At 61.8% G+C, this 23,022-nt stretch carries 17 protein-coding genes; 11 read left to right on the plus strand and 6 right to left on the minus strand.

Annotation, left to right across the window (positions count from 1 at the left end; all coding sequences use genetic code 11):
* Positions 1-415: 415 nt before the first annotated feature.
* From E0L37_RS09210 to E0L37_RS09220, 3 genes are all read left to right on the plus strand, one after another.
* Positions 416-1,792 carry an ATP-binding protein gene (locus E0L37_RS09210; RefSeq protein ID WP_133491450.1) on the plus strand — a complete coding sequence of 459 codons (1,377 nt, stop codon included), beginning with the start codon at positions 416-418 and terminating at the stop codon, positions 1,790-1,792.
* Complete coding sequence (locus tag E0L37_RS09215) at positions 1,770-2,468, plus strand: response regulator (RefSeq protein WP_097059188.1); 699 nt, start codon at positions 1,770-1,772, stop codon at positions 2,466-2,468. The genes E0L37_RS09210 and E0L37_RS09215 overlap by 23 nt, the downstream gene beginning before the upstream one ends.
* 85 nt (positions 2,469-2,553) lie before the next feature.
* Positions 2,554-2,901, plus strand: a complete 348-nt coding sequence (locus E0L37_RS09220; protein WP_159659736.1) for a Spy/CpxP family protein refolding chaperone — start codon at positions 2,554-2,556, stop codon at positions 2,899-2,901.
* 100 nt (positions 2,902-3,001) lie between these two features.
* Here E0L37_RS09220 and aceF read toward each other — a convergent pair whose 3' ends face one another.
* From aceF to E0L37_RS09245, 5 genes are all read right to left on the minus strand, one after another.
* The gene (gene aceF / locus E0L37_RS09225) at positions 3,002-4,705 is read right to left on the minus strand and encodes a dihydrolipoyllysine-residue acetyltransferase (RefSeq protein ID WP_133491452.1); all 1,704 of its coding nucleotides are present in this window, start codon (positions 4,703-4,705) and stop codon (positions 3,002-3,004) included.
* A 37-nt stretch (positions 4,706-4,742) separates the two neighbouring features.
* Positions 4,743-7,412, minus strand: coding sequence for a pyruvate dehydrogenase (acetyl-transferring), homodimeric type (aceE, locus tag E0L37_RS09230; RefSeq protein ID WP_133491453.1), 2,670 nt, complete (start codon positions 7,410-7,412; stop codon positions 4,743-4,745).
* Between the two features lie 392 nt (positions 7,413-7,804).
* Complete coding sequence (locus E0L37_RS09235) at positions 7,805-8,641, minus strand: hypothetical protein (protein WP_133491454.1); 837 nt, start codon at positions 8,639-8,641, stop codon at positions 7,805-7,807.
* A gap of 46 nt (positions 8,642-8,687) precedes the next feature.
* Complete coding sequence (ampD, locus tag E0L37_RS09240; RefSeq protein ID WP_133491455.1) at positions 8,688-9,251, minus strand: 1,6-anhydro-N-acetylmuramyl-L-alanine amidase AmpD; 564 nt, start codon at positions 9,249-9,251, stop codon at positions 8,688-8,690.
* 32 nt (positions 9,252-9,283) lie between these two features.
* Positions 9,284-11,470: a DUF1631 domain-containing protein gene (locus tag E0L37_RS09245; RefSeq protein WP_133491456.1), complete on the minus strand. Its 2,187-nt coding sequence runs from the start codon at positions 11,468-11,470 to the stop codon at positions 9,284-9,286.
* Between the two features lie 359 nt (positions 11,471-11,829).
* On the opposite strand from E0L37_RS09245, the gene E0L37_RS09250 reads away from it, so the two are divergent.
* From E0L37_RS09250 to E0L37_RS09280, 7 genes are all read left to right on the plus strand, one after another.
* Positions 11,830-13,161 carry a sodium:alanine symporter family protein gene (locus E0L37_RS09250; protein ID WP_133491457.1) on the plus strand — a complete coding sequence of 444 codons (1,332 nt, stop codon included), beginning with the start codon at positions 11,830-11,832 and terminating at the stop codon, positions 13,159-13,161.
* Positions 13,158-14,009, plus strand: coding sequence for a carboxylating nicotinate-nucleotide diphosphorylase (gene nadC / locus E0L37_RS09255; RefSeq protein WP_133491458.1), 852 nt, complete (start codon positions 13,158-13,160; stop codon positions 14,007-14,009). Before E0L37_RS09250 ends, nadC begins: the two co-directional genes overlap by 4 nt.
* A 339-nt stretch (positions 14,010-14,348) precedes the next feature.
* Complete coding sequence (locus E0L37_RS09260) at positions 14,349-14,711, plus strand: glycine zipper family protein (protein ID WP_133491459.1); 363 nt, start codon at positions 14,349-14,351, stop codon at positions 14,709-14,711.
* Positions 14,712-14,962: 251 nt separating this feature from the next.
* A complete protein-coding gene (locus E0L37_RS09265; protein WP_133491460.1) occupies positions 14,963-16,003 on the plus strand; it encodes a TAXI family TRAP transporter solute-binding subunit in 1,041 nt (346 codons plus the stop codon).
* A gap of 63 nt (positions 16,004-16,066) precedes the next feature.
* Positions 16,067-16,543 carry a DUF1850 domain-containing protein gene (locus E0L37_RS09270; RefSeq protein ID WP_236563941.1) on the plus strand — a complete coding sequence of 159 codons (477 nt, stop codon included), beginning with the start codon at positions 16,067-16,069 and terminating at the stop codon, positions 16,541-16,543.
* Positions 16,540-18,750 (plus strand): TRAP transporter permease, encoded by a 2,211-nt coding sequence (locus E0L37_RS09275; RefSeq protein WP_133491462.1) that lies wholly within the window; start codon positions 16,540-16,542, stop codon positions 18,748-18,750. The genes E0L37_RS09270 and E0L37_RS09275 overlap by 4 nt, the downstream gene beginning before the upstream one ends.
* A 93-nt stretch (positions 18,751-18,843) precedes the next feature.
* On the plus strand, positions 18,844-20,190 hold the full coding sequence (locus E0L37_RS09280; RefSeq protein WP_133491463.1) for a Fic family protein: 1,347 nt from the start codon (positions 18,844-18,846) through the stop codon (positions 20,188-20,190).
* Between the two features lie 196 nt (positions 20,191-20,386).
* Here the strand turns inward: E0L37_RS09280 and E0L37_RS09290 are convergent, their stop codons facing one another.
* A complete protein-coding gene (locus E0L37_RS09290) occupies positions 20,387-20,878 on the minus strand; it encodes a prepilin-type N-terminal cleavage/methylation domain-containing protein (RefSeq protein WP_133491464.1) in 492 nt (163 codons plus the stop codon).
* Between the two features lie 397 nt (positions 20,879-21,275).
* Between E0L37_RS09290 and pilB the strand changes: the two genes are divergently transcribed.
* Complete coding sequence (gene pilB / locus E0L37_RS09295) at positions 21,276-22,988, plus strand: type IV-A pilus assembly ATPase PilB (RefSeq protein WP_133491465.1); 1,713 nt, start codon at positions 21,276-21,278, stop codon at positions 22,986-22,988.
* The last annotated feature ends 34 nt before the right edge of the window (positions 22,989-23,022 follow it).

Consider the following 23,022-nt stretch of genomic DNA (forward strand, 5'->3'; position numbering starts at 1 on the left):
CCCTGGCAAGCACTAAAACGCTTTCTTATGGTTCATCGGGGTTTGGCGGGACACGGCGCTTCAATCATGGGCACGGGTCTGTAACGGAAGGGGCTACTGCGCTGCTGTGGGAGCGTGCTTGCACGCGAATGGCCAACGGCTCAGGGCATTCGCGGCCAAGCGGAGCGCCGCCCGGGCCTCTTCCCACAGCGGCTTCGTAGCAGATCTGTGGGAGACCAGCTTGCTGGCGAATATAGCGGCTTGGTAGCCCCCTCCGTTACAGACCCGTGCCCATGATTGAAGCGCCGCAGCCCCGGGTTTTGACTTTAGCATCCGGCGTCCGGCCCCAACCATTTTGAAAGAATGTGCAAGTCGCTAGGGCGACACCTCCGGCGGCCTTACACTGGAGCGATTCTCCACGGCTCCCGCGAGCATCATGGGCATACGCAACAAACTGTTCCTCACCTTTCTGGGTACTTTCCTGCTGCTGATCCTGGCGGCCAGCGGCTTCTATTACCTGTCGTTCGAGCAGAGTTTGTCCAAATATCTGGACGAGCGTCAGCAGGCCCAGGTGGAACGGCTGGCCGATCACCTGGCGGTGCTTTACGCACAGCGAGGCAGCTGGGACTTTCTGCTGCGCGACCCGCGACAGTTGGGGCGACTGTACTGGCTGGCCGGTGACCGCAATCAGCCCGACCAGCGAAAAATCGACCGCGATGCCCATCGCCATCTGCAGTTGCTGACGGCCAACAAGCACCCTCTACTGGGCCCACCCGTGGCGCCCAAATTCCGCCGCCAGGTGGCGATTCGCATCGGCGACCAAGTGGTGGGCTGGCTGGTCTACCCGGACCAGGAAGCGATCCGCGACTCCATGGACCGCCGTTTCCAGGAACGGCAGCTGCGGTTCATGCTGTGGATGACGCTCATCGGTCTGGCGTTGTCGCTTCTGGTGTCCTGGCTGCTGGCCCGCCATTTCGTGGCGCCGATCACCGCCCTCAGCCGCCATACCCGGCAATTGCGCGAAGGCCACTACGAGGCCCGTCTGACCAGTCAGCGTCGTGATGAACTCGGCGAGCTGATTCGCCATGTGGACAGTCTGGCGGAGCGCCTGGATCAGGGCCAGCAGGCCCGCCAGCGCTGGTTTTCCGACATCGCCCATGAGCTGCGCACGCCGTTGGCTGTGCTGCGTGGTGAATTGGAAGCAATCCAGGACGACGTCCGGCCCATGAACAAGGAAACCATCAGCACCCTGGAATCCGAGGTTCGCCATCTGACCCATCTGGTCAGTGATCTGCACGATCTGGCTCTGGCCGACGCCGGCAACCTGCGCTATCACTTTACCCGGGTGGACCTGGACGCCCTCTGCGAGGACGCCGTGGACGCTGTGCGCCCGGCAATGCAGCGCCACGGCCTGACCGTGCTCACCACCCTGCCGCCGGCCACCCTTAGCGGCGACCCGGTACGCCTGCGGCAGTTGCTCGATAATCTGCTGCACAACAGCCTGAAATACACCGACCAAGGCGGCGAAGTGCAACTGGTTCTGGACGACGAGCAGGACCATTGGCGCCTGACTCTCAACGACACCGCGCCGGGCGTGCCGGAGGATGCGTTGCCGAAACTGTTTGATCACCTGTTCAGGGTGGAGAGTTCGCGCAATCGCCGCACCGGCGGTGCCGGCCTTGGGCTGGCCATCTGTCAGCGCATCGTCGAAGCCCACGGCGGCACCATCACCGCCGGCCACAGCCCGCTGGGCGGCCTGCGTATCACCATTCGATTGCCCAAGGATCATCATGGCCCGCGTACTGATCGTTGAAGACGAGCCCCGCCTGGCGCAACTACTGGCGGACTATCTGACCCACAGCCACTTCCAGGCGGACCAGACCGCCAGTGTGCGCGAGGCGGAACGGCGTGTGCGTGAAGGGAATTACCAGGCGGTACTGCTGGATCTGATGCTACCCGATGGCGACGGCATGGAATTGTGCAAGAACATCCGCCGTTTTTCTCAAGTGCCGGTTCTGATGATCACCGCCCGGGTGGAAGAGGTGGATCGGTTATTGGGGCTGGAGATCGGCGCCGACGACTACATTTGCAAACCGTTCAGTCCCCGTGAGGTGGTGGCGCGGGTCAAGGCGGTGTTGCGCCGCTCCATGGCCGCGGAGCAACACCCCGACGGCGGCCTGGAGCTGGACCGTCACCGTTTCGAGGCGGTCTATCAGAGTGCGCGGGTGGCGCTCACCGCCATCGAATTCGAGCTGCTGGCCACCCTGGCCAAACAGCCGGGCCGGATCTGGAGCCGCGATCAATTGATGGATGTGATCTACCCGGACCATCGGGTGGTTTCCGATCGCACCATTGACAGCCATATTCGCAAGCTGCGACGCAAACTGGGCGAAGGGCTGCCCGGCGGCCATGACTGGATCGGCAGTGTCTACGGTGTGGGTTACCGTCTTCAGGCCCAGCCGGAAGACGATCCCGATGAAGACGAATAAGCGCGGGTTGTTCCACGGTTCCTGCACGCTCTCTGCACATTTTTCTCCGACACTGGGTACATCGAAGTTCAACGGAGAAAGCATCATGAAGAAAGCCCTACTGATCGCCCTCACCCTGGTCACCACCACCGCCTTCGCCGGCCCCGGCATGGGGCACGGCCCGAAGATGAAGTTCGATCCGGAGCAGCGCATGGACCGCATGGCGGAAACCCTGGACCTGACCGACGCTCAACGCACCGAGATTGAGTCGATCTTCGAGCAACAGCACGAGAAAATGAAGACACTGCATGACGAGACCCGCGAACGCGTGGACGCGGTGTTGACGGCGGAACAGCGGGACAAAGCGCAGGCTCTGCAGGAACAACGCAAGGAAAAGATGAAGGAGCGCATGGAACGGATGCAGCAACGTCTGGAACGGAAAAACGCGGAATAAAACCCGACTGCGCTGAGATAATTCGCGGCCAAGGCCGCTCCCACAGCGACTTCGCAGAGTAGCAGTGGGGGCAGGTCAAATGGCCGCGATCTTTCTTTTACTACAGCAACACTCTACGCAGATCCCCCAGCAGACTGCTCAGGTAGGTGGTAAAGCGCGCCGCGTCCGCACCGTCGATCACCCGGTGATCGTAGGACAGTGACAACGGCAGTGTCAGCCGGGGCTGGAACGCCTGGCCATCCCATACGGGCTTGGTGTCGGAACGGCTGACGCCGAGAATTGCCACCTCCGGCCAATTGACGATCGGGGTGAAGGCAGTCCCGCCGATGCCGCCCAGGGACGAGATGCTGAAACAGGCGCCCTTCATGTCCGCCGGCGTCAGCTTCCGATCCCTTGCCTTAGCCGCCAGTTCCGACATTTCCAGGGCAATCTCCTTGAGCCCTTTCTTGTCGGCGTCACGCAATACCGGCACCACCAGACCATTGGGGGTGTCCACGGCGATGCCAATGTGTACGTAATCCTTCTGAATCAGCGCTTCGCCGCCTTTCTCCAGAGAGCTGTTGAATTTGGGGAAGGCCCGCAGTGCGTTGGCACAGGCCTTCACCAGGAACGCCAGCATGGTGAGTTTGACGCCTTCCTTCTCCAGCAGCTTGTTCTGGCTCTTGCGGAACGCTTCCAGTTCGGTGATATCGGCGTCATCGAACTGGGTAACGTGCGGAATGGTGATCCAACTGCGGTGCAGGTTGCGGGCCGCCACCTTGCGCAGCTTGTTCAATTCCACCCGCTCCACCGGCCCGAATTCGCTGAAGTCGATGTCCGGCAGATCGTCCACCGGCGCCGCCACGCCCGCCCCGGCGGGCGCTTCCATGCGACGTTTCAAATATGCGTGGACGTCTTCCTTGAGAATCCGATCCTTGGGACCGGATCCTTCGACCAGCGCCAGATCCACACCGGTGTCACGGGCCAGCTTGCGTACCGCCGGGCCGGCGTGCACCTGGGCGGATGGCTGACCGGAGGACGCGGAAGCGGCGGAACGCCCTTCTGCTTGTCTGGCCGGCGCCTGATCGGCCGGTTTTTGTGTCTGACCGGCACTTTTCGCCGGGCTGGATTCGGCTTTGGCCACGGCCTTGTCACCGCCGTCTTTCGCCGCCGCGTTACCGTCGTCGCCGGACGCTTTCTTCGCCCCGCCGCCGCCGGCCCCATCCAGATCCATCAGCTGATCACCGGTACCGACCTTGTCACCCACCTTGACCCGCAACCGGGCCACGGTGCCCGCCGCCGGTGAAGGAATGTCCAGGGACGCCTTGTCGGACTCCAGCACCACCAGGGTCTGCTCGGCCTCCACCTGATCCCCGTCCTGGACCGAAATCTCGATGATTTCAGCGCCTTCGATATCGCCCAGGTCGGGCACCGTCACGGTCTGGCTGCCGCCACCCGCCGCCTGTTCATCATCTTCGCTGTCGGCACCTTCGTCCGTACTGTTGCTCTCCTGCTCCGGCTCGGCTTCCTCGGCGCCCTTCCGGTCGGATTGTTCCTGCCCTGCCTCTTCAGCGTCACCGTCCCCGGCTTCCGCGTCCAGCTCCAGCAGCGGATCACCTTCCTTGACCTTGTCGCCCTGCTTGACCAGCAGACCAAGCACCTTGCCGCCTTTCGGCGCCGGCACTTCCACCGTCGCCTTGTCTGATTCCAACACCACGATGGTGTCTTCCGGGGCGATGGTATCGCCCTCTTTCACAGTCACTTCGATGACGTCCACAGGATCACTGCTGCCGACATCGGGGACTCGAATGGTTTCCTTGCTCACGCGTTGCTCCTTCTTGTGGAAGAAGAGTGGAAAATCATTAATGGTTCACCGGATAGGGTTTCGCCGGATCGATTCGATATTTTTCCATCGCCTTTTGCACCACGCCGGCGTCGACCTCGCCCTCGTCGCACAGAGCGGTCAATGCCGCCAACACCACGAAGTAGCGATCCACTTCGAAGAAGTGGCGCAGTTGCGCACGGGAATCGCTGCGGCCAAAGCCGTCGGTGCCCAGCACCCGGTAAGGCGCCTTGACCCAGGGCCGGATCTGATCCGCGTAAGCCCGGATGTAATCGGTGGAAGCGATCACCGGACCGGCACGATCCGCCAGACAGCGCTCCACCCAGGTCGGTTCGTGCTTGTCCCGTTCCGGTGCCAGCATGCGGTCACGATCAGCGTGGATACCTTCCCGACGCAACTCATTGAAGCTGGTGACACTCCACACATCGGCACTGACACCAAAGTCCTGTTGCAGCAGCTCCGCCGCGGCTTCCACCTCACGCAAAATCGTGCCGGATCCCAGCAACTGCACCTTGGATGCTTTCTTGCCACCCTTACCTTCATGCAACAGATACATGCCGCGACGAATACCTTCCTCGGCGCCCTCGGGCATGGCGCCGTGCACATAGTTCTCGTTCATCAGCGTCAGGTAGTAGAAGACATTCTCGTGGTCCTGGTACATGCGCTTCAGGCCATCCTGCAGAATCACCGCCACCTCGTACGCGTAGGTCGGATCGTAGCTGACGCAATTCGGTACCGTGCTGGTAAGAATGTGGCTGTGGCCGTCCTGGTGTTGCAGCCCCTCACCGTTGAGCGTGGTGCGTCCGGCGGTACCGCCCAGCAGGAAACCACGGGCCTGGCTATCGCCGGCGGCCCACCAGAAATCCCCGGTGCGCTGGAAGCCGAACATGGAGTAGTAGATGAAGAACGGAATCAGGGTGAAATCGTGAACACTGTAGCTGGTGGCCGCGGCGATCCAAGCGGCCATGGCGCCGGCTTCGTTGATGCCCTCTTCGAGGATCTGCCCTTTCTTGTCCTCCCGGTAGAACATCACCTGACCGGCATCCTCCGGCTCGTATTTCTGCCCCTTGGAGGAATAGATACCCAACTGCCGGAACATGCCTTCCATACCGAAGGTGCGGGCTTCATCGGGCACGATCGGGACCACCCGCTCACCCAGGGTCTTGTCCTTGACCAAGGCATTGAGCATGCGCACGAACGCCATGGTGGTGGAAATCTCCCGGTCACCGGTGCCTTCCAGAAAGTTGGCGAAGAAATCCAGACCCGGCATCTTAAGGGACTGACTGGCTTCGCGCCGGCGCACTGGCATGTAGCCGCCCAGCTTTTCCCGCTGCTGGCGCATGTAACGCAGCTCCGGAGAATCCTCTTCCGGTTTGTAGTAGGGGATCGCTTCCAGTTCATCGTCGGTGAACGGCATGTCGAAGCGATCGCGGAATTCCTTGAGACTGTCCAGATCCATCTTCTTCATCTGGTGGGTCTTGTTGACCGCTTCACCGGCACCGGTGGCGTACCCCTTCACGGTTTTCGCCAGAATCACGGTGGGTTGTCCGGTATGGTTCACCGCCTCGTTGTAAGCGGCGAACACCTTGAACGGATCGTGGCCGCCACGATTGAGACGATAAATATCGTCATCGCTCATGTGCTCGACCATTTTCTTCAGTTCCGGATAGGCGCCGAAGAAATGCTCGCGGGTATAGGCGCCACCGTTCTTTTTGTACGCCTGATATTCGCCATCCACGCACTCTTCCATGCGGCGGCGCAGCAGGCCCTCGTCATCTTTTTCCAGCAACGGATCCCACAGGCGCCCCCAGATTACCTTGATCACGTTCCAGCCGGCGCCACGGAACAAACTTTCCAGTTCCTGGATGATTTTGCCGTTACCACGTACCGGACCATCCAGACGCTGCAGATTACAGTTGACCACGAACACCAGGTTATCCAACTGCTCCCGACCCGCCATGGACAACGCGCCGAGGGATTCCGGTTCGTCCATTTCGCCGTCCCCGAGGAACGCCCAGACCTTGCGATTATGGTCGGCGACCAGCTCACGGTTCTGCAGGTACTTCATGACATAGGCCTGGTAGATCGCCTGCATCGGCCCCAGCCCCATGGACACGGTGGGGAACTGCCAGAAATCCGGCATCAGCCAGGGATGCGGATAGGAGGACAGCCCCTTGCCCGCCACTTCCCGGCGGAAGTTATCCAGTTGCTCCTCGTCGATGCGCCCTTCCAGGTAGGCGCGGGCGTAGACACCGGGAGCGGAGTGTCCCTGAAAGAACACCAGGTCACCGGGGTTGTCATCGTGAGGGGCGTGGAAGAAGTGATTGAAACCGACATCATAGAGGGTAGCGGAAGAGGCGAAGCTGGCGATGTGGCCGCCCAGATCATCATCGCTCTTGTTGGCCCGTAGCACCGTGGCCAGCGCGTTCCAACGAACCAGGGAGCGAATACGCCGCTCCATGAACAGGTCGCCGGGTAGCGGCGACTCCTTGCGGGGCGGGATGGTGTTGATGTACGGGGTGTTCAGGTGGGTGCGTAATACACCTTGTTCCTGCGCTTCATTGGTAAGGATATCCAACAGCCAGGCGGCCCGTTGCGGCCCCTCCCGTTCGATCACCGATTCCAGCGCGTCCAACCATTCACGCGTTTCCGCCGGATCGATATCATCGAAAAAGTTTCTTTTCTGCATGGGCTTGCGTCCTTTTTAATCGCGTTAGCCACGCCGTCGCGGGATCACCGCGACAGCGAATGTCGTGCCTGTGTCGACGATTCCGGGTGTGGTCGTCGCAACAGGTCGGGGAAGCTCGCTCCTCCAGGGATTCGAGGGCAATCAACACCGGAGAGCTAAGAGCCGAAGCGTTATTCAAGGCTCCTGACCAGGAGGTCATCGGCCATAGTAACAGGCCTCGAACGATTCCCCCACCACCCCTGGCGGGCAAACCGTAACCGAAATAGGGTTTCATTTTTATGGGGGACGTGACGGCGATTATCTGGGAGGAGGAGCGGCAAGGCAGCTCCCACAGCGGGCTACGGAACCGCTGTGGGAAGCTGGCTTGCCAGCAAACGGCGAATTCATGCCAATCAAGCCAGCAAGCTCCAGAGCGCGGCGAAGATCAGCCATACCGCCAGGGCACGCAGCAGCACTCCGTGCAGTGCCTCCAGACGATCCATTCCCGCCGCCAACGGCTCCCCGGTGCTCTTCTCGGCGATTTCCTCCACCGGTTCCGCCGCCTGGGCGGTGTCGTTGAGCAGTTCACGGCTGTCGTCCAGGCGCCAGAGTTTACCCGCCGCCGCGTGCGTCACCGCGCCGAACTGTCCCGCCAGGGCCAACGCCAGCACCGTCAGACGTGCCGGCACCCAACGCAGTGCCGCATCCAGGCTCCGCGCCCAGTCGCTATGTTCGCGATGCCGTTGCAGCCAGGCCCGGTTAAGCACGAAAAGCACCACCGCGCCGAATCCCAATGTCATCAACCAGAACAGCGCGGTGAACAAGACAAAGACCCGTTCCAGGAAGCCGGTTTCCAATTGCCGGTACCAATCCGGGGAGCCCGCTTCGCCGTTGATCGGCAGCGCCTGCTCGGCCAGGTCCCGCAACGTTTCACCGTCATTCAGACGCCCGCATACCAGCAGCTCATCCACCAGCCGGAATTCGCTTTCCACGCCGACCAGCCACAGCATCAAGGCGGTTCCCAATACCAATACCAGCAGGTTACCCCAGCCGCCAGCCAGCCAGCCGAACAGCAGGGCCACCGCGATCGCCGGCAGCGCCACGCTCAACCACCAGCCCGGGATACCGTGGCGTACCGGAGACAAGGTGGCGAGGCAGCGCTGGTGCCGGTCCGGCCGGGCCAGCACCCCGGGCCAGCCGCCATCGCGACGACGTAAAGCCAGAACCAAAAGCAAGACGAGCAGTTTCATAGCGCTCCCAGCGGTTTCCTTTAGTGGTTATTTCCAGTGCTCACTATCAAGCGCCGATCCGCGCCCAGTCAAAACAGGGACCCGGATCGGTTTTCCGGCCCGGAGCAATGTGCTCGTGGCCTGTGATGGTATCGCGGCTCAGTCGAGGATAATGACCCATCAAAGTCGCCAGCAACGGCTTTAACGCCGCGTATTGACGTTCATCAAAAACCTGATCATCGCATCCTTCCAGTTCGATGCCGAGCGCATAGTCGTTGCAGTTCTCCCTCCCCTGCCAGCACGAAACACCGGCATGCCAGGCTCGCTGGTCACAGGCGACGAACTGAACCAGCTCGCCGTCACGGCGAATCAGAAAATGAGCGGATACCCGCAGGTCCCTCAGCCCCTCGAAATAGGGATGAGCATCAGGGTCGAGACGGTTCTGGAACAGCGCTTCGATGTGCGGGCCGCCAAACTGGCCCGGGGGCAGACTGATGTTGTGCAGAACGATCAGTGCGATGTCGTCCGGATCGGGACGGGCATTGAAATTCGGCGACGGCACCTTGCGGGCCTGCTCCACCCAGTGCCGCTGCAAGGTATAGGTTGGCGTCAACGACGGTGATACGGACACGGAAACTCCCCAATGATGATGGGGAGCGCCGCTCAGCGGCCTTGCCGCCGGCGCAGATCGCCGATCACCGCTTCCAGGGCCCGGTCGAACAGCGCTCCCTCGTCAATGAGTTTAACAGTGCCTTCCCGCATGGCAACGGCCAGCGCGGCGGCGTCGAGTTCCTCCACCTTGATGCCCCGGCGGTTAATGAACACCAGTTTGGCGCCCTCGCGAATATTAGCCGCCAGCCGTGCCCGGCGGGTGCCGTCGCCCGCGCCGATCTCCACCCACTGGCCGGGCCGCAGCGCCCGCGCACGCACCAGCAAGGCGTCGTCCTCCGGCGCCGGGGCGGCGGCGGGTTCTTCCGAAACCGGTTTCACTTTCACCCGCCGCGGCGTCTGCCCGTGAAACATCGCTTCCTGGGCCAGCGCCAGGCCGCGCACCAACGCCTGGCTCTCCACCTCGTCGTGTTGTATCTCCGCCAGCCCCTGGGCCACCGCCACCCTCAATTTGGGCGCCATCTGGCGGGCTTTATGCTGGTCGGCCTCCGCCGCATGGGGCAACAGGCACCAGATCAGCGCATCGGCGATCTTGCTTTGCCGGCGCCAGGCTTCGCTGTCGTCTCCTTCGCGCAGCAGCGTCAGGTACAACACCTGCTGCCAGCCCTGACGCAACAGGCGGATCAGCGCTTCCGGCAAGGCCCGCCCCGCCAGCCGCTGGTCCAGATACCGCCGCGCCCGTGCCATCGCCTGCTCGGCCCGGGCACGTCCTTCCTCGCTTTCGCGTAACCGCTGTGCCAGACGGCGGGCACGAGTGTCCTGCTCGCAGAAATATTCATCGAACTCCTCTTGCAGCCGGGCAAACAGGCCATCGTCCTGGTCGTAATGATCGATAACCGTGTACACCGCGCGGCGGATACGCTGGTACAACTCATCGCCGGTGCCCTGCTGCGGATCCCACTGGGCACCGGCCCGGGCCAGCGTGTTCAGCAACGCCCGGGCCGGGTGGCCGTCGTCACCGAAAAAGCCGTTGTCGTTGATCGCCACTTTCAGCAGCGGAATCTGCAGGCGCCCGATCAACGCCTTGACGTCCGCGGGCAACGCTTCGTCATCCAGGATGAAGTCGAACAGCATGGCCACCAGGTTGATGAGATCATCATCGGCCTGGTCCAGGGCAGGCACCACCGGAGCATCCCGCCGTTGCCCCAGTTCCCGGGCCAACGACTCGCGCAGCCCCCGGGGTTGTTCCCGCCCGGATCGCCCCTGGCCCTCGCGCTGCAAGCGCGACAGCACCTGCATCAGGTCGTCGCGGCTCACCGCCCGCACCGGTTGATCCAGGGTGACGGGCACGCCGTCGCGGTGGGCCACGCCGTCCAGTAAGGTGGCCAGCCCCGACCGATCGAGCGGTTCCGACGACGCCGTCCTGGCCGGCCCGCGCAGCAAGGCCAGCAGTTCGCTGAGCAGGCCGGAATCAGAGCTGGTGGACGAGGCGTCACTGGCCTGCCCTGATGCCTCGGTACCGGCGGAGCTCCGGCCCCGATGCCGTGCCACCGGGGCGCTGGCCAGCTCCGACAAGACGCCGGCTTCGGCCAGGGTACGGTTGGCCTGCTCCACCAGGGCCGATGCCTCGTCCATGACCACCCGTTCGAACAGTTTCAGCACGATCAGCCGGGCCCGGATGTCCAGCGACAATCGAAGAACACCATCAGCGAAGCAAGAGGCCAGTTGGCGTGGCTCAAGCGGATTGTTTTTCTCGCTGATCGCCACCTTGCCCTCGAACAGATACTCCAGGCGATGACACAGCAGGGCCAGCGCCTCCTCGCAACCATTGCGGGCCCGGCGCGCCAGATTGTCCAACGCCACTGAAATTTCCAGCTCGTCGTTCTGGACCAGGGTCAGCGACTCGAATCCGTGGCCGGGGGCATCCTGAACCGGCTCGCGCGCCCGGCCGAGCTCATTGAACAGGGCGACGATGCCTTCATGGAAACCGGTTTCCAGCGCTCGCCTTTGCAGGCGCAGCTCACGCATGGCATCAAAGTAGCGGTCCCGCTCACTGTCAGTTTTGGCTTCCGCCATGTTGAACAGCATGTCGTCGGCGCCGTCGAGCATACCCGCCAGCAGCGCCCGCGCCCGTTCCCGGGTGTGTTCGCGGACCTGCTCCAGCGGACGCGGCAAAGGCCCGGCACGGGTAGCGCCGACACGGCGGCCCGGCGCGCCGCCAATGTGCGTGACGTTGGTCATGACTGATTACCCCCGGAACCCGAAAGATGTCCCCTGAAAAACGTCATGCCGGACTCGAGCCGGACTTGATCCGGCATCTCCTTCCACGAAGCCACATACGCTGTAGAGGGAGATCCCGGGTCAAGCCCGGGATGACGTATGGGTCGGGTCCGGAATGACGAGGTGTATCTCAGAGCTTCCCCAAGCTAGCACGCCCCATGAGTCACTATTTTGAACCAACTCCCAAATAAGACATTCACCTTATCAAAAGGCCTTGCATGGACCATGCATGGACGCTGAAGGCCAGCGCCCCCGGATTCCTGCTTTTCCCGGCAGGCCGAATTCCCTACTCTCCCATTAAAACTAAAGGAAGGGACACGATGGAAAGCATCATTGATCGCACCGAGGCGGTCCGCGACCTCATGTGGGGTTGGCCGGCCCTGATATTGATTGCCGGTACCGGTATTTATCTGAGTCTGCGTCTGGGTTTCCTGCCGATCCGGCGTCTCGGCTTCGGTTTTCGGCAGATGTTCAGCCCCGCGCCGGGTCAGGGCACCATCGGCTCCAACGCCGCGTTGGCCACGGCGCTATCGGCCACCATCGGCACCGGTAATATCGTCGGCGTCGCCACCGCCATCGCTTCCGGCGGTCCCGGCGCGCTGGTGTGGATGTGGCTGATCGCCCTGGTCGGCATGGCCACCAAATACGCCGAGGCGGTGCTGGCGGTGCATTATCGGGAGCAGGATCATCGCGGGCAGTACGTGGGTGGCCCGATGTACTATATCCGCAAGGGCATGGGGTCGCGCTGGGCGTGGCTGGCGGTGCTGTTCGCCTTCTTCGGCATGTGCGCCGGTTTCGGCATCGGCAATACCACCCAGACGCACTCGGTGGCCGATGGTCTTCACGATAGTTTTGGCGTGCCCACCTGGACCACCGGGCTGGTGCTGATGGCCATGGTCGGTCTGGTGGTGCTGGGCGGCATCAAGCGTATCGCCCGGGTAGCCACCTTCGTGGTGCCCTTCATGGCCCTGGCTTATCTGCTCACCGGCCTGGCGGTACTGGCGGATCACGCCGCCGCCCTGCCCGCGGCCATTGCGCTATGTTTCGATAGCGCCTTCAGCGGTACCGCCGCCGCGGGCGGCTTCGCCGGCGCGGTGATCAAGGAAGCAATCCAATACGGCATCGCCCGCGGCATCTTTTCCAACGAGGCCGGGCTGGGCAGCGCCCCCATCGCCCATGCCTCCGCCAACACTGACCACCCCGCCCGCCAGGGCAGCGTTGCCATGCTCGGCACCTTTATCGACACCATCGTGGTATGCTCCGTCACCGGCTTGGCCATTGTCGCCAGCGGTGCCTGGACCAGCGGTGAAAAGGGCGCGCCCCTGTCCGCGCTGGCTTTCTCCAGCACTTTTGGCACCTACGGCGAAATCGTGGTGACCTGTGGTCTGGCTGTTTTCGCGTTCACCACCCTGCTGGGCTGGAGCCTGTACAGCGAACGCTGCACCCAATATTTGTTCGGCGAACGCGCCCTGGTGCCGTTCCGCTGGGTCTGGGTACTGGTGGTGCCGGTGGGCGCGATGATGGACCTCGGCCTGGTCTGGCCGATTGCCGATATCATGAACATCCTGATGGCGGTCCCCAACCTGATCGCTCTGTTATTCCTGGCCCCCGTGGTGGTGCGCCTCAGCAAAGAGTTTTTCGATCAACAATGACGACCCGATCCCTGCCCGACTACGCCCGCGCCGATATCGCGCGGGTCGTGGCCTTCGCCTTGCAAGAAGACATCGGCGACGGTGATATCACCGCGCAATTGATCCCCGAATCCGCGCAGGCGCAAGCCACCATCCTGACCCGCGAGGATGCGGTCATGTGTGGCGCGCCCTGGGCCGAGGAAGTATTCCGTCAACTCGGTGGCGTGGACGTGCAATGGCACGCTGGCGAAGGTGACCGGCTGGCCGCCGGCACCGTGTTCTGTACCCTCAGCGGCAATACCCGGCGTATCCTCACCGGCGAGCGCACCGCACTGAATTTGCTGCAAACGCTGATGGCCACGGCCACCAGCGCGCGGCGCTACGCCGACGCCGTGGCCGGTACCCGGGTCACCGTGCTGGACACCCGCAAGACCCTGCCGGGCCTGCGCGCGGCACAGAAATACGCGGTTCTGTGCGGCGGCTGCGAGAATCATCGTCTCGGTCTGTACGATGCCTTCCTGATCAAGGAAAACCATATTACCGCCTGCGGTTCGATCACCGCCGCCATTGAACAGGCCCGCCGTGTCGCCGCCGACAAGAAAATCATCATCGAGGTGGAGAATCTGGATGAGCTGCGGGAAGCGGCGGCGCTCACCCCGGATCAGATCATGCTCGACAATTTCACCCCGGAGATGCTGGCCGAGGCGATGTCACTGGCCCCGCACAGCGCCCTGGAAATCTCCGGCAACCGCACTCTGGATGACGTCGCCACCCTGCCGGACAGCCGCCCGCTGTACCTTTCCTCCGGCGCACTGACCAAGCATTGCCAGGCGGTGGATCTATCGCTGCGTCTGCAAGGGACGACTTGAAGAGTTGACGGTTGATAGCGGACAGGTGGCAGCGAAAGACAAGCGCCCCCAAATCGCTGTGGGAAGCTTGCTTGCAAGCGAATGGTGAGGCTGGCTCAGGCGTTTAGTAATATTCGCGTGCGAGCAAGCTTCCCACAGCGGCTAAAGACCGAGGCGAATCCGCGTATGTGTAAACGAGCCGGCCCTCCAACGTAAAATTCCCAGCGGTTCAGTTTCCATACAGCCAAATCGCGTATCATCGAGTTAATAGGAAGCAACGCCGCCTTATGGGCGCGGCGTTGCTTACCAGAAAAAATCATAGGAAGGCAGGCTAAGGCAGGCAAACGAAGGAGAGCAACCATGCGCGCAATGATCATCCTCGGGACCGCCGGACTGTTGTTGGTGACCGGCTGCACCTCGACCAAACGGATCGTGGTGGACCCTCAAGGCGTGGACCAGGCCCAGTATCAGCAGGATCTGGCCGAATGCGAACAGGTCGCCGATCAGGTTTCCACTGGCCGGGATGCCACCGAGGGCGCCATCGGTGGCGCGGTACTGGGCGGCATCCTCGGTGCCATATTTGGTGATTCCGGCACCGCCGGCCGCATGGCTGGCGGCGGCGCGGTACTGGGCGGCGCCGGCAAAGCCGGAGACGCCCAACAGGAAAAGTCCCGGGTCATGAAAAACTGCATGCGCGGGCGCGGTTACCGGGTTCTCAACTAAGTCCCGGCCAGCTTTAGAGGTCACTACGAAGCTGCTGTGGGAGCTGCCTTGGCAGCGAATTGCACACATCCAAAGAATTCGCTTGCAAGCAAGCTCCCACAGCGGCTTCGTAGCCCATCTGCTCTTCCCCCTCTCCCTTCTTTCCCATTCTACTTTAGTCTTAACCTCTTCACGTGGTATCAAAGTGGTACGGCTCGTAAGCTAGTGCGGGTCCACGTACTCATCATGGCGATAAAAACAGGAGAAGATCCATGGCACCTCGTACTTTGATTCTTGCCGCCACGCTGGGGTTGTCCGGCGCCCTGCTCGCGGGTTGCAGCGACGAACCCCAGGATGCGCCACAGAGCGGAAGCGGCGGCGATGATACGGCTTCCGAACAAACCCAGACCAGCGACAGCACGCCCGTGAATCTGATTTTTGGCACTGGCGGCACCTCCGGCTCCTACTATCCCATTGGTGGCGCTCTGAAGCCGATCTTCGAGGCCAGTGATCTGATCGGCGGCGTACAGGTGGTTTCCACCGGGGCCTCGGTGCAAAACATTCAGAACATTCAGGATGGCCTCAATCAGATCGCCATCGTCATGAGCGACGTGGCCTACGACGCGGTCAACGGCAACAATCAGTTCGAGGGCAACAAGGCCGACATCACCACCCTGGCGGGGCTCTACCCCAACGTGGTGCAGATCGTCGCCACCGCGGACAGCGGTATCGACAGCGTCGATGATCTGGCCGGCAAACGGGTCGGTGTCGGCAAGGTGGGTTCCGGTGTCGAGCAAAGCGCCAAAATCGTGCTGGAAGCCACCGGCCTCAGCTACGATGATCTGGCCCGGGTCAGCCATACCGGCTACGCCGACAGCGTGACGGAAATGAGCAACGGCAACCTGGACGCGGCCTTCTTCACCTCCGGCGTGCCCAACTCCAGCATCACCGGGCTGATGCAGACCAACGACGTGACCTTCGTGCCGGTCACCGGCGAGGTAGCGGACAAACTGCTCGAGGCCTACCCCTACTATGAGACCTACACCATTCCCGCGGGCAAACCGGAACGTTACAACCTGGACGCCGAGGTCAACACGGTGGCGATCCGCAACATTCTGATCGTTCCCGCTTCCATGGACGACAAGGTGGCGCGGGAGCTGACCCAGCGTTTCGATGACTATCTGCACTCCGGAAAAGTATCAGTGGGCGCGCTGAAGGACATTGACCCGGAAACCATGGACCAGCACCTGGTGGTTCCTCTGCATCCCGGCGCCCAGAGCTATTACGACAGCCGCGATGGCGGCGGCGAATAAGCCGGCACGGTGGTAGCAAGGATCGGAACCCGGCGCCGTTGGCCGTTGGCGGCGGTTCCGATCATGACGGCGGTTCTTGCCGTACTGCTTTGGCCACGATTCTGGCTGGTGGTCGAGGAAGGCGAGGCTCTGCGTTACGCCTTCCCCGCCGCTTCCGGTTCCGACTTCGTACTGCGCTGGACGCACTCGGTGGAAAAAGAAGACTGGGAAGAACGGTTCCGGATACAGACGGATGGCAACCTGATGCTGGTGGAGACCCGGTTCAAGACCTTCGGCGCCGGTGTCCCCGCCGCCGTGGGCCGCGAAACCCGTCTGGAACAGGGCTGGGTGATCATGAGCGGTATCGACCGCCCGGTGGACCCACTCCATGTCCAGGCCGCCGAAGCTGAACACTACCACCTATCTTTCCAAGGACGGACACTGGATCTGACGCATCCCGGTGTCCCTCCGATTCTGACATTCACGACTCGGGAAGCCCCCTTGTTGATGATGCTGCCCGCCCGGTTCGGAACCTGGTGGCGGCAGTGGAGATCGCCATGACCCCGTCTGCTTCATCCCCTTCCCCGCTGCCACCGGAACCGGAGAGGGTGGAAACGGATCCCGCCATCAAGGAAGCGCTGGAAAAATACGATCGCGAGAGCCTGGTCCGCGACGCCCTGCCCCGCTGGATCCTGGCCTTTATTACCGTTGTTTGCGTACTGCTGGCGGCCTTCCATTTATACACCTCCTTTTCCGGACCGCTGGTGGACATCGCCCAGCGCAGCATCCACCTCTATGTGTTGCTGGCACTGGCATTCATTCTCTATCCGATAACCAAGAAGGGGGCCCGCGACAGGATCCCCTGGTTTGACGCCATACTGGTCGTGACGGCGTTTGCTGTTGGCGTTTATATGTTGGTGGTGGCGGACCGGGTGATCGCCTCGGGCGGCCGCATCAACCACACCGACATGGTGGTGGGCGCGGTGGCGATCCTGCTGGTGCTGGACGCCACCCGCAGAGTGACCGGCTGGGGATTACCGATTCTGGCCACCCTTTTTCTGGTCTACGGCTTCTACGCCAAACTGTCTTTCTATCCACGGATCAACGAAGCCATCGTCCTGGCGACCGGCCGGCAGATCATGTCGCATCTGGTGTTCATTACCGAAGGCCTGCTGGGCACCGCCATCGCGGTCTCCGCCAGCTATATCATCCTGTTCATCCTGTTTGGCGCTTTCCTGGTGAAATCCGGGCTGGGACAGCTGTTCAATGATCTCGCCCTGGCCGTGGCGGGCCACACCCGGGGCGGTCCCGCCAAGGTGGCGGTGCTGGCCAGTGGTTTTCTCGGTTCCATCAACGGCTCCGCCATCGCCAATGTGGTGACCACCGGCGCCTTCACCATTCCGTTGATGAAACGAACCGGCTACAAACCCAATTTCGCCGGCGCGGTCGAAGCCTCGGCCAGCGTCGGCGGGCAAATTCTGCCGCCGATCATGGGCGCCGCCGCTTTCATCATGGCGGAGGTACTGTCGGTCCCCTACACCCAGGTGATCATGGCCGGCATCATTCCCGCTCTGTTGTTCTACCTTGGCGTTCTGTTCCAGGTGCATTTGCGCGCCATGCGCAACGGCCTGGAAGGCATCCCCCGCTCCCAACTGACACCGATCAAGGAAGTGATGCTCAAGCGCGGCCATCTGCTGGTGCCGATGGTGGTACTGATGTGGTTACTGTACGAAGGGCGCGCCCCGTTCTTCGCCGCGTTCTGGTCCATCGCCGCCACCGTGCTGATTTGCGGCACCCGACGGGTGACGATCGGCGCCACGATCCTGCTGACGCTGCTGATATTCGAGCCACAACTGCGCGCCCTGATTCTCGGCAATTCCGTCCCTTCCATGCCAACCAGCCGCCTGACTCTGTTCGCGGTCATCGCCATTCCAGTGCTGATCAACGCGGTTCGCGCCCGGCTTGGTTTGGTGGCGGAAAAAATGGATGTGGCTGATTGCCGAGACGCCATGACCGACGGCGTGCGCAATTCCATCCCCGTGGCCCTGGCCTGCGGCGCCGTGGGCATCATCGTCGGCATCGCCACTCTCACCGGCATCGCACTGGAAGCCGCCGACGCGGTGGTGCAACTGGGACGGGCGATTCCCTACCCGACTCTGCAACTGCTGGTGACCCTGATGCTGACCATGATCGCGTCCATCGTTCTGGGCATGGGACTGCCGAGCATCCCCACCTACATCATCACCAGCACCATGGCGGCGCCGATCCTGCTCAACCTGCCCTTGTTCCGCGAACTGGCCGGCGACAACGATACCGCCATCTTCATCGCCCACATGTTCGTCTTCTACTTCGGCATCTTCGCCAATCTGACCCCACCAGTGGCCCTGGCCGCCTACGCCGGTGCCGGCATCAGCGGCGGCTCACCCAACGCCACCGGCTTCCAGGCGATGAAACTGGCGGTGGCCGGCTTCGTCGTGCCTTACATGTTCGTGTTCGCCCACAACATGCTGATGATCGACGCCACCGTCGGCAACATCATCTGGGTGATCATCACGGGCACGGTTGGGGTGCTGCTACTGGCGGTGGCGGTGGAAGGTTATCTGCGCCGCCCGCTAGGCCCGGTATGGCGCCTGCTGGCACTGGCCGGCGCGCTGTCCCTGATCTATCCCGGCCTGTGGAGTGACGTGCTGGGGGCGGTGATTACGGTGACGCTGTTTTTGTTGGCAAAGAAAGAGGGTTCCGCGGCGCCGGTGGAGACCCGAGTCTAGGGCCGGTGCTCCCCCACGAATCGCGCCATCTAAGTGGCGCGATTCTCGCTCTTATGCCAGAATCGCGCCACAGAGGTCGAAAATCGCGCCACCATGAGTTCTCCGGACGCTGTACTGCGAAGCCTTCAAGCCCACCCCGACGGCTTGAACATCAGCGAGCTTCTCAAGCTGCACCCAGATACCCCCCGCCGCACGCTTCAGCGATGGCTCGCGACTCTGGTCACCCAGCATAAAGTGCGCGCGGCGGGGGCTGCCCGCGCCCGCTACTACATTGCCATTTTCACCGATCCACGTGAGGCCGACGCGGACCGCTTCCCCGCCCATATCCCCCTGTCCGCCGACAGCCGGGACATCCTCGCTTACGTGGACCAGCCTCTTCAGGCGAGAACCCCCGTAGGTTATCAGCGGGATTTCCTGGATGCCTATCAACCCAACAAGACCCGCTACCTTTCCGAACCGGTAAGACGGCAATTGCATGCCATGGGGGACACCGGTCAAATCGAGCGCCCGGCGGGCACTTACGGCCGTGCTATCCTGGACCGCTTGTTGATCGATCTGTCCTGGGCCTCCAGCCACCTCGAAGGCAACACCTACTCCCGCCTGGATACCCGCGAACTCATTGAGCATGGCCAGGCCGCTACCGGAAAAGCCGCCGCCGAAACTCAGATGATCCTCAATCATAAAGCGGCTATCGAACTGCTCGTGGACAATGCCGATCTGGTCGACTTCAACCGGCACACCCTACTCAACCTGCACGCCGCGTTATCAGAAAACTTGCTGCCCAACCCCGCCGACGAAGGCCGTCCACGGCAGCATCGGGTGGAGATCGGCAAAAGCGTCTACCGGCCCCCCGAGACTCCGGCTCGCATCGAGGAAGAACTGGACTTGCTTCTCAACAAGCTGGCACGCATCAAGGACCCCTTCGAACAATCCTTTTTCGCCATGGTCCATCTCCCTTACCTTCAGCCGTTTGCCGACGTCAACAAGCGCACCTCCCGTCTGGCCGCCAACCTGCCGCTTATTCGCGCCAACCTGTGTCCGCTCACTTTCCTCGGCGTACCGGAGCAGGCCTACAGCCGTGCTATTCTGGGCGTGTACGAGCTGACACGCGTCGAACTCCTGCGTGATCTCTATCTCTGGGCCTATGAACGCTCCACCCAGGAATACCTGGCCATCAAACAGGAACTCGCGGAACCCGATCCGATGCGCCTGGCCTGGCGCCAAAGGATCAGGGAGACGGTCCGTCAGGTGGTGCTCCATGCTGACAGCAATCCTCTGGACGTAATCAGAAACAACCTGACGGACCTGGCTTCCGAAGAAGAGCAGAGAGAAGTGGCGGACCTGATCATTGAGGAACTGCGCCGCCTCCACGAAGGCGTTTTGGCACGTTACCGCCTGCGCCCGGCTGAGTTTCAGCACTGGCGGAAAAAACAAAGGTGATTGGCGGCATTGAGCATGGGACGGGGAAACCGGCATTGAGCACGGCGGAGAAGTTGTTGAAGCCGTTTGGGTTGCGATTGGGCGTGCTGTAAGAGCAGGTTTCAAGAGTAATGGTCTACGAGACTGGGCCTCACTTTTTGCCTACGATTGCAGAGGCAAGAAGCGAGGCCCACCGAACATGCTCAATAAGGAGGAATTAGTCGCGACAAGTAGCCGGCAAGTATTTAACTTCCAGGCTGCCACCTGATGCCGGACCGCAAAGCCAGGAACGAATAGGTTGCGCTGTACCGCGAACAAAGTCGGTACCCGCAGCTGGAGTGCCGGCATCTGCATCTGTGAAGGGACGCAGTTCAACAATCTCGCCATCTACATTCGAATCAATATTGCGAACTTCAACTTGAACCACGCCAGCAGCAGTTGTCTGGATAGTCTGCACGTATTGTGAAACGGGGCCGGTATCATCTTCACCACATCCAAAATCGTTTCCAGTAGGCGCAGCAGCCAATCCTGTCTGAGAAACTTCAGAAATCGTGGTGCGGCAGGAACTCGCTGCCAGAACAACCTCGGACATTTTGGAGCGAATCGTGTAATCCTGATAGGCAGGTAGCGCGACCGCCGCCAGAATCCCGATGATCGCCACCACGATCATCAATTCAATCAGCGTAAAACCCTTTTGCACGTTTTTCATTTTTGCGTCTCCATAGCGGGAACTGTGTTTTCCGTGCTCACCCCCAAGGCGAGCGTCGCGCTCTCCCCAATGCAGCTACCGGGCCAATTTGCCTGAGCCAGGATTCACGGGGGCTGGAGACAAAGTGTGAACGGTGCACTCTGCCACTCCGCGTCAGCCACTGACCGGTTTTGTCACCCGGGTTGGACGGAAATCGACACTTACTCGCGGCTGCATCCCTGCCCGGTCTTCTCCGGAGCGGCTTTAGCGTCGCTGGGCGTGTCAGCGTGTCAGCCCTTATGAATTGGGACCCGGTTCTCAGCCACTAGGCACCGGCTCTTTACAGCCCGGGCAAAGGCTGCCAATCTTCTGATTCATAAGAATTATTTCCTATCAACAAACTCAGCCTTTCCGACCCATGAGCAGTCCCCAATCATCCCTGAGCGGCCTGGCGCGCCGCCTGGTCAACGAAGGCCATCTGTCCACCGAGCAGGTGGTGGAAGCGGCCGGAACCGCCCGACGGGAGCAGATGCCACTGGTTCGGCGGCTGGTGAGTTCGGGGCTGCTGAGCGCCGCCACCGTGGCGCGGGCCTCCGCCGAGGAATTCGGGGATCCGATCATCGATCTGGATGCCTTCTCCCCGGACGCTTTGGTCAAGGACCTGGTGGACACCAAGCTGATCGCCCGCCACACCGTCCTGCCCTTGTACAAAAGGGGCAGCCGCCTGTTCGTCGCGGTATCCGATCCCACCAATCTGCCGGCACTGGAGGAGATCCGTTTCAATACCGGTCTCAACGTGGAAACGGTGATCGTCGAGGACGACAAGCTGACCCGCTGGATCGACCGGTTGGAATCGGAGGCGGAAGGCGAGGCGTTCGCCGGCCTGGATGAGGGACTGGATAACCTGGACGTGGCCGACGGCGAGTCGGCGGGTGACGCCAAGGACGAAAGCACCGGCGCCGACGATGCCCCCATCGTTCGTTTCGTCAACAAGCTGCTACTCGATGCCATCAAGGGCGGCGCCTCGGACCTGCACTTCGAGCCTTACGAAAAGACCTACCGGGTACGGTTCCGCCAGGATGGTGTGTTGCAGACCATGTCCAAGCCACCGGTCAACAGCGCCAGCAAGATCGCGGCCCGGCTCAAAGTGATGGCACGCCTGGATATCTCCGAGCGGCGGATTCCCCAGGACGGCCGCATCAAGCTGAAGATTTCCAAAAACCGCGCCATCGATTTCCGGGTCAATACCTGCCCCACCCTGTTTGGCGAAAAGATCGTGCTGCGGATTCTGGACCCGGACAGTGCCAGGATGGGCATCGACGCCCTGGGTTATGAGCCCGAACAGAAAGAGATGTACATGAAGGCCCTGAACCAGCCCCAGGGTATGATCCTGGTCACCGGCCCCACCGGTTCCGGCAAGACCGTGTCTCTTTATACCGGCGTGAACATCCTCAACACCCCGGAGCGGAACATTTCCACCGCCGAGGATCCGGTGGAAATCAACCTGGAAGGTATTAATCAGGTCAACGTGAATCCCAGACAAGGGCTCGATTTCTCTTCCGCGCTGCGGGCGTTCCTGCGTCAGGATCCCGACGTCATTCTGGTGGGGGAGATCCGCGACCTGGAGACCGCGGAGATTGCCGTGAAAGCGGCCCAGACCGGTCACCTGGTGTTATCGACCCTGCATACCAACAGCGCGCCGGAAACCCTGACCCGTCTGCGTAACATGGGTGTGCCGTCGTTCAACATCGCCACTTCGGTGAGCCTGATCATTGCCCAGCGGCTGGCCCGCCGTCTTTGCAGCCATTGCAAGGAACCGGTGGAGGTGCCCAGGCCCTCGCTGCTTGCGATGGGCTTCACGGAACAGGATATCGAGAGCGGCTTTACTGTGTTCGGACCGAAGGGCTGCCCAAAATGCAATAACGGCTACAAAGGCCGGGTGGGAATCTATGAAGTGGTCCGGGTCACCGACGGCATCGCGCGCATCATCATGCAGGATGGGAACTCCATCGAGATCGCCGACCAGTGCCGCAAGGAAGGTTTCAACGATCTGCACCGCTCCGGGCTGCTCAAGGTGATGCAGGGCGTCACCAGCCTGGAGGAAGTGGACCGGGTCACCAGCGGCCACTAGAACGTTTGGGGACGTGCGCGCGGATTTTCCGTGG

Origin of the sequence: Alcanivorax sp. 24 (assembly GCF_004360225.1) — a bacterium.
GTDB classification, from domain to species: domain Bacteria; phylum Pseudomonadota; class Gammaproteobacteria; order Pseudomonadales; family Alcanivoracaceae; genus Alloalcanivorax; species Alloalcanivorax xiamenensis.

What these genes read in the sequence shown, in the direction of transcription:
- pilB (WP_133491465.1), top strand. Translation starts at nt 21,276, where the DNA reads ATGAGCAGTCCCCAATCATCCCTGAGCGGCCTGGCGCGCCGCCTGGTC.
- aceE (WP_133491453.1), bottom strand. Translation starts at nt 7,412, where the DNA reads ATGCAGAAAAGAAACTTTTTCGATGATATCGATCCGGCGGAAACGCGT.
- E0L37_RS09245 (WP_133491456.1), bottom strand. Translation starts at nt 11,470, where the DNA reads ATGACCAACGTCACGCACATTGGCGGCGCGCCGGGCCGCCGTGTCGGC.
- E0L37_RS09215 (WP_097059188.1), top strand. Translation starts at nt 1,770, where the DNA reads ATGGCCCGCGTACTGATCGTTGAAGACGAGCCCCGCCTGGCGCAACTA.
- nadC (WP_133491458.1), top strand. Translation starts at nt 13,158, where the DNA reads ATGACGACCCGATCCCTGCCCGACTACGCCCGCGCCGATATCGCGCGG.
- E0L37_RS09235 (WP_133491454.1), bottom strand. Translation starts at nt 8,641, where the DNA reads ATGAAACTGCTCGTCTTGCTTTTGGTTCTGGCTTTACGTCGTCGCGAT.
- E0L37_RS09250 (WP_133491457.1), top strand. Translation starts at nt 11,830, where the DNA reads ATGGAAAGCATCATTGATCGCACCGAGGCGGTCCGCGACCTCATGTGG.
- E0L37_RS09265 (WP_133491460.1), top strand. Translation starts at nt 14,963, where the DNA reads ATGGCACCTCGTACTTTGATTCTTGCCGCCACGCTGGGGTTGTCCGGC.
- E0L37_RS09220 (WP_159659736.1), top strand. Translation starts at nt 2,554, where the DNA reads ATGAAGAAAGCCCTACTGATCGCCCTCACCCTGGTCACCACCACCGCC.
- E0L37_RS09275 (WP_133491462.1), top strand. Translation starts at nt 16,540, where the DNA reads ATGACCCCGTCTGCTTCATCCCCTTCCCCGCTGCCACCGGAACCGGAG.
- E0L37_RS09280 (WP_133491463.1), top strand. Translation starts at nt 18,844, where the DNA reads ATGAGTTCTCCGGACGCTGTACTGCGAAGCCTTCAAGCCCACCCCGAC.
- E0L37_RS09260 (WP_133491459.1), top strand. Translation starts at nt 14,349, where the DNA reads ATGCGCGCAATGATCATCCTCGGGACCGCCGGACTGTTGTTGGTGACC.
- E0L37_RS09270 (WP_236563941.1), top strand. Translation starts at nt 16,067, where the DNA reads ATGACGGCGGTTCTTGCCGTACTGCTTTGGCCACGATTCTGGCTGGTG.
- E0L37_RS09290 (WP_133491464.1), bottom strand. Translation starts at nt 20,878, where the DNA reads ATGAAAAACGTGCAAAAGGGTTTTACGCTGATTGAATTGATGATCGTG.
- E0L37_RS09210 (WP_133491450.1), top strand. Translation starts at nt 416, where the DNA reads ATGGGCATACGCAACAAACTGTTCCTCACCTTTCTGGGTACTTTCCTG.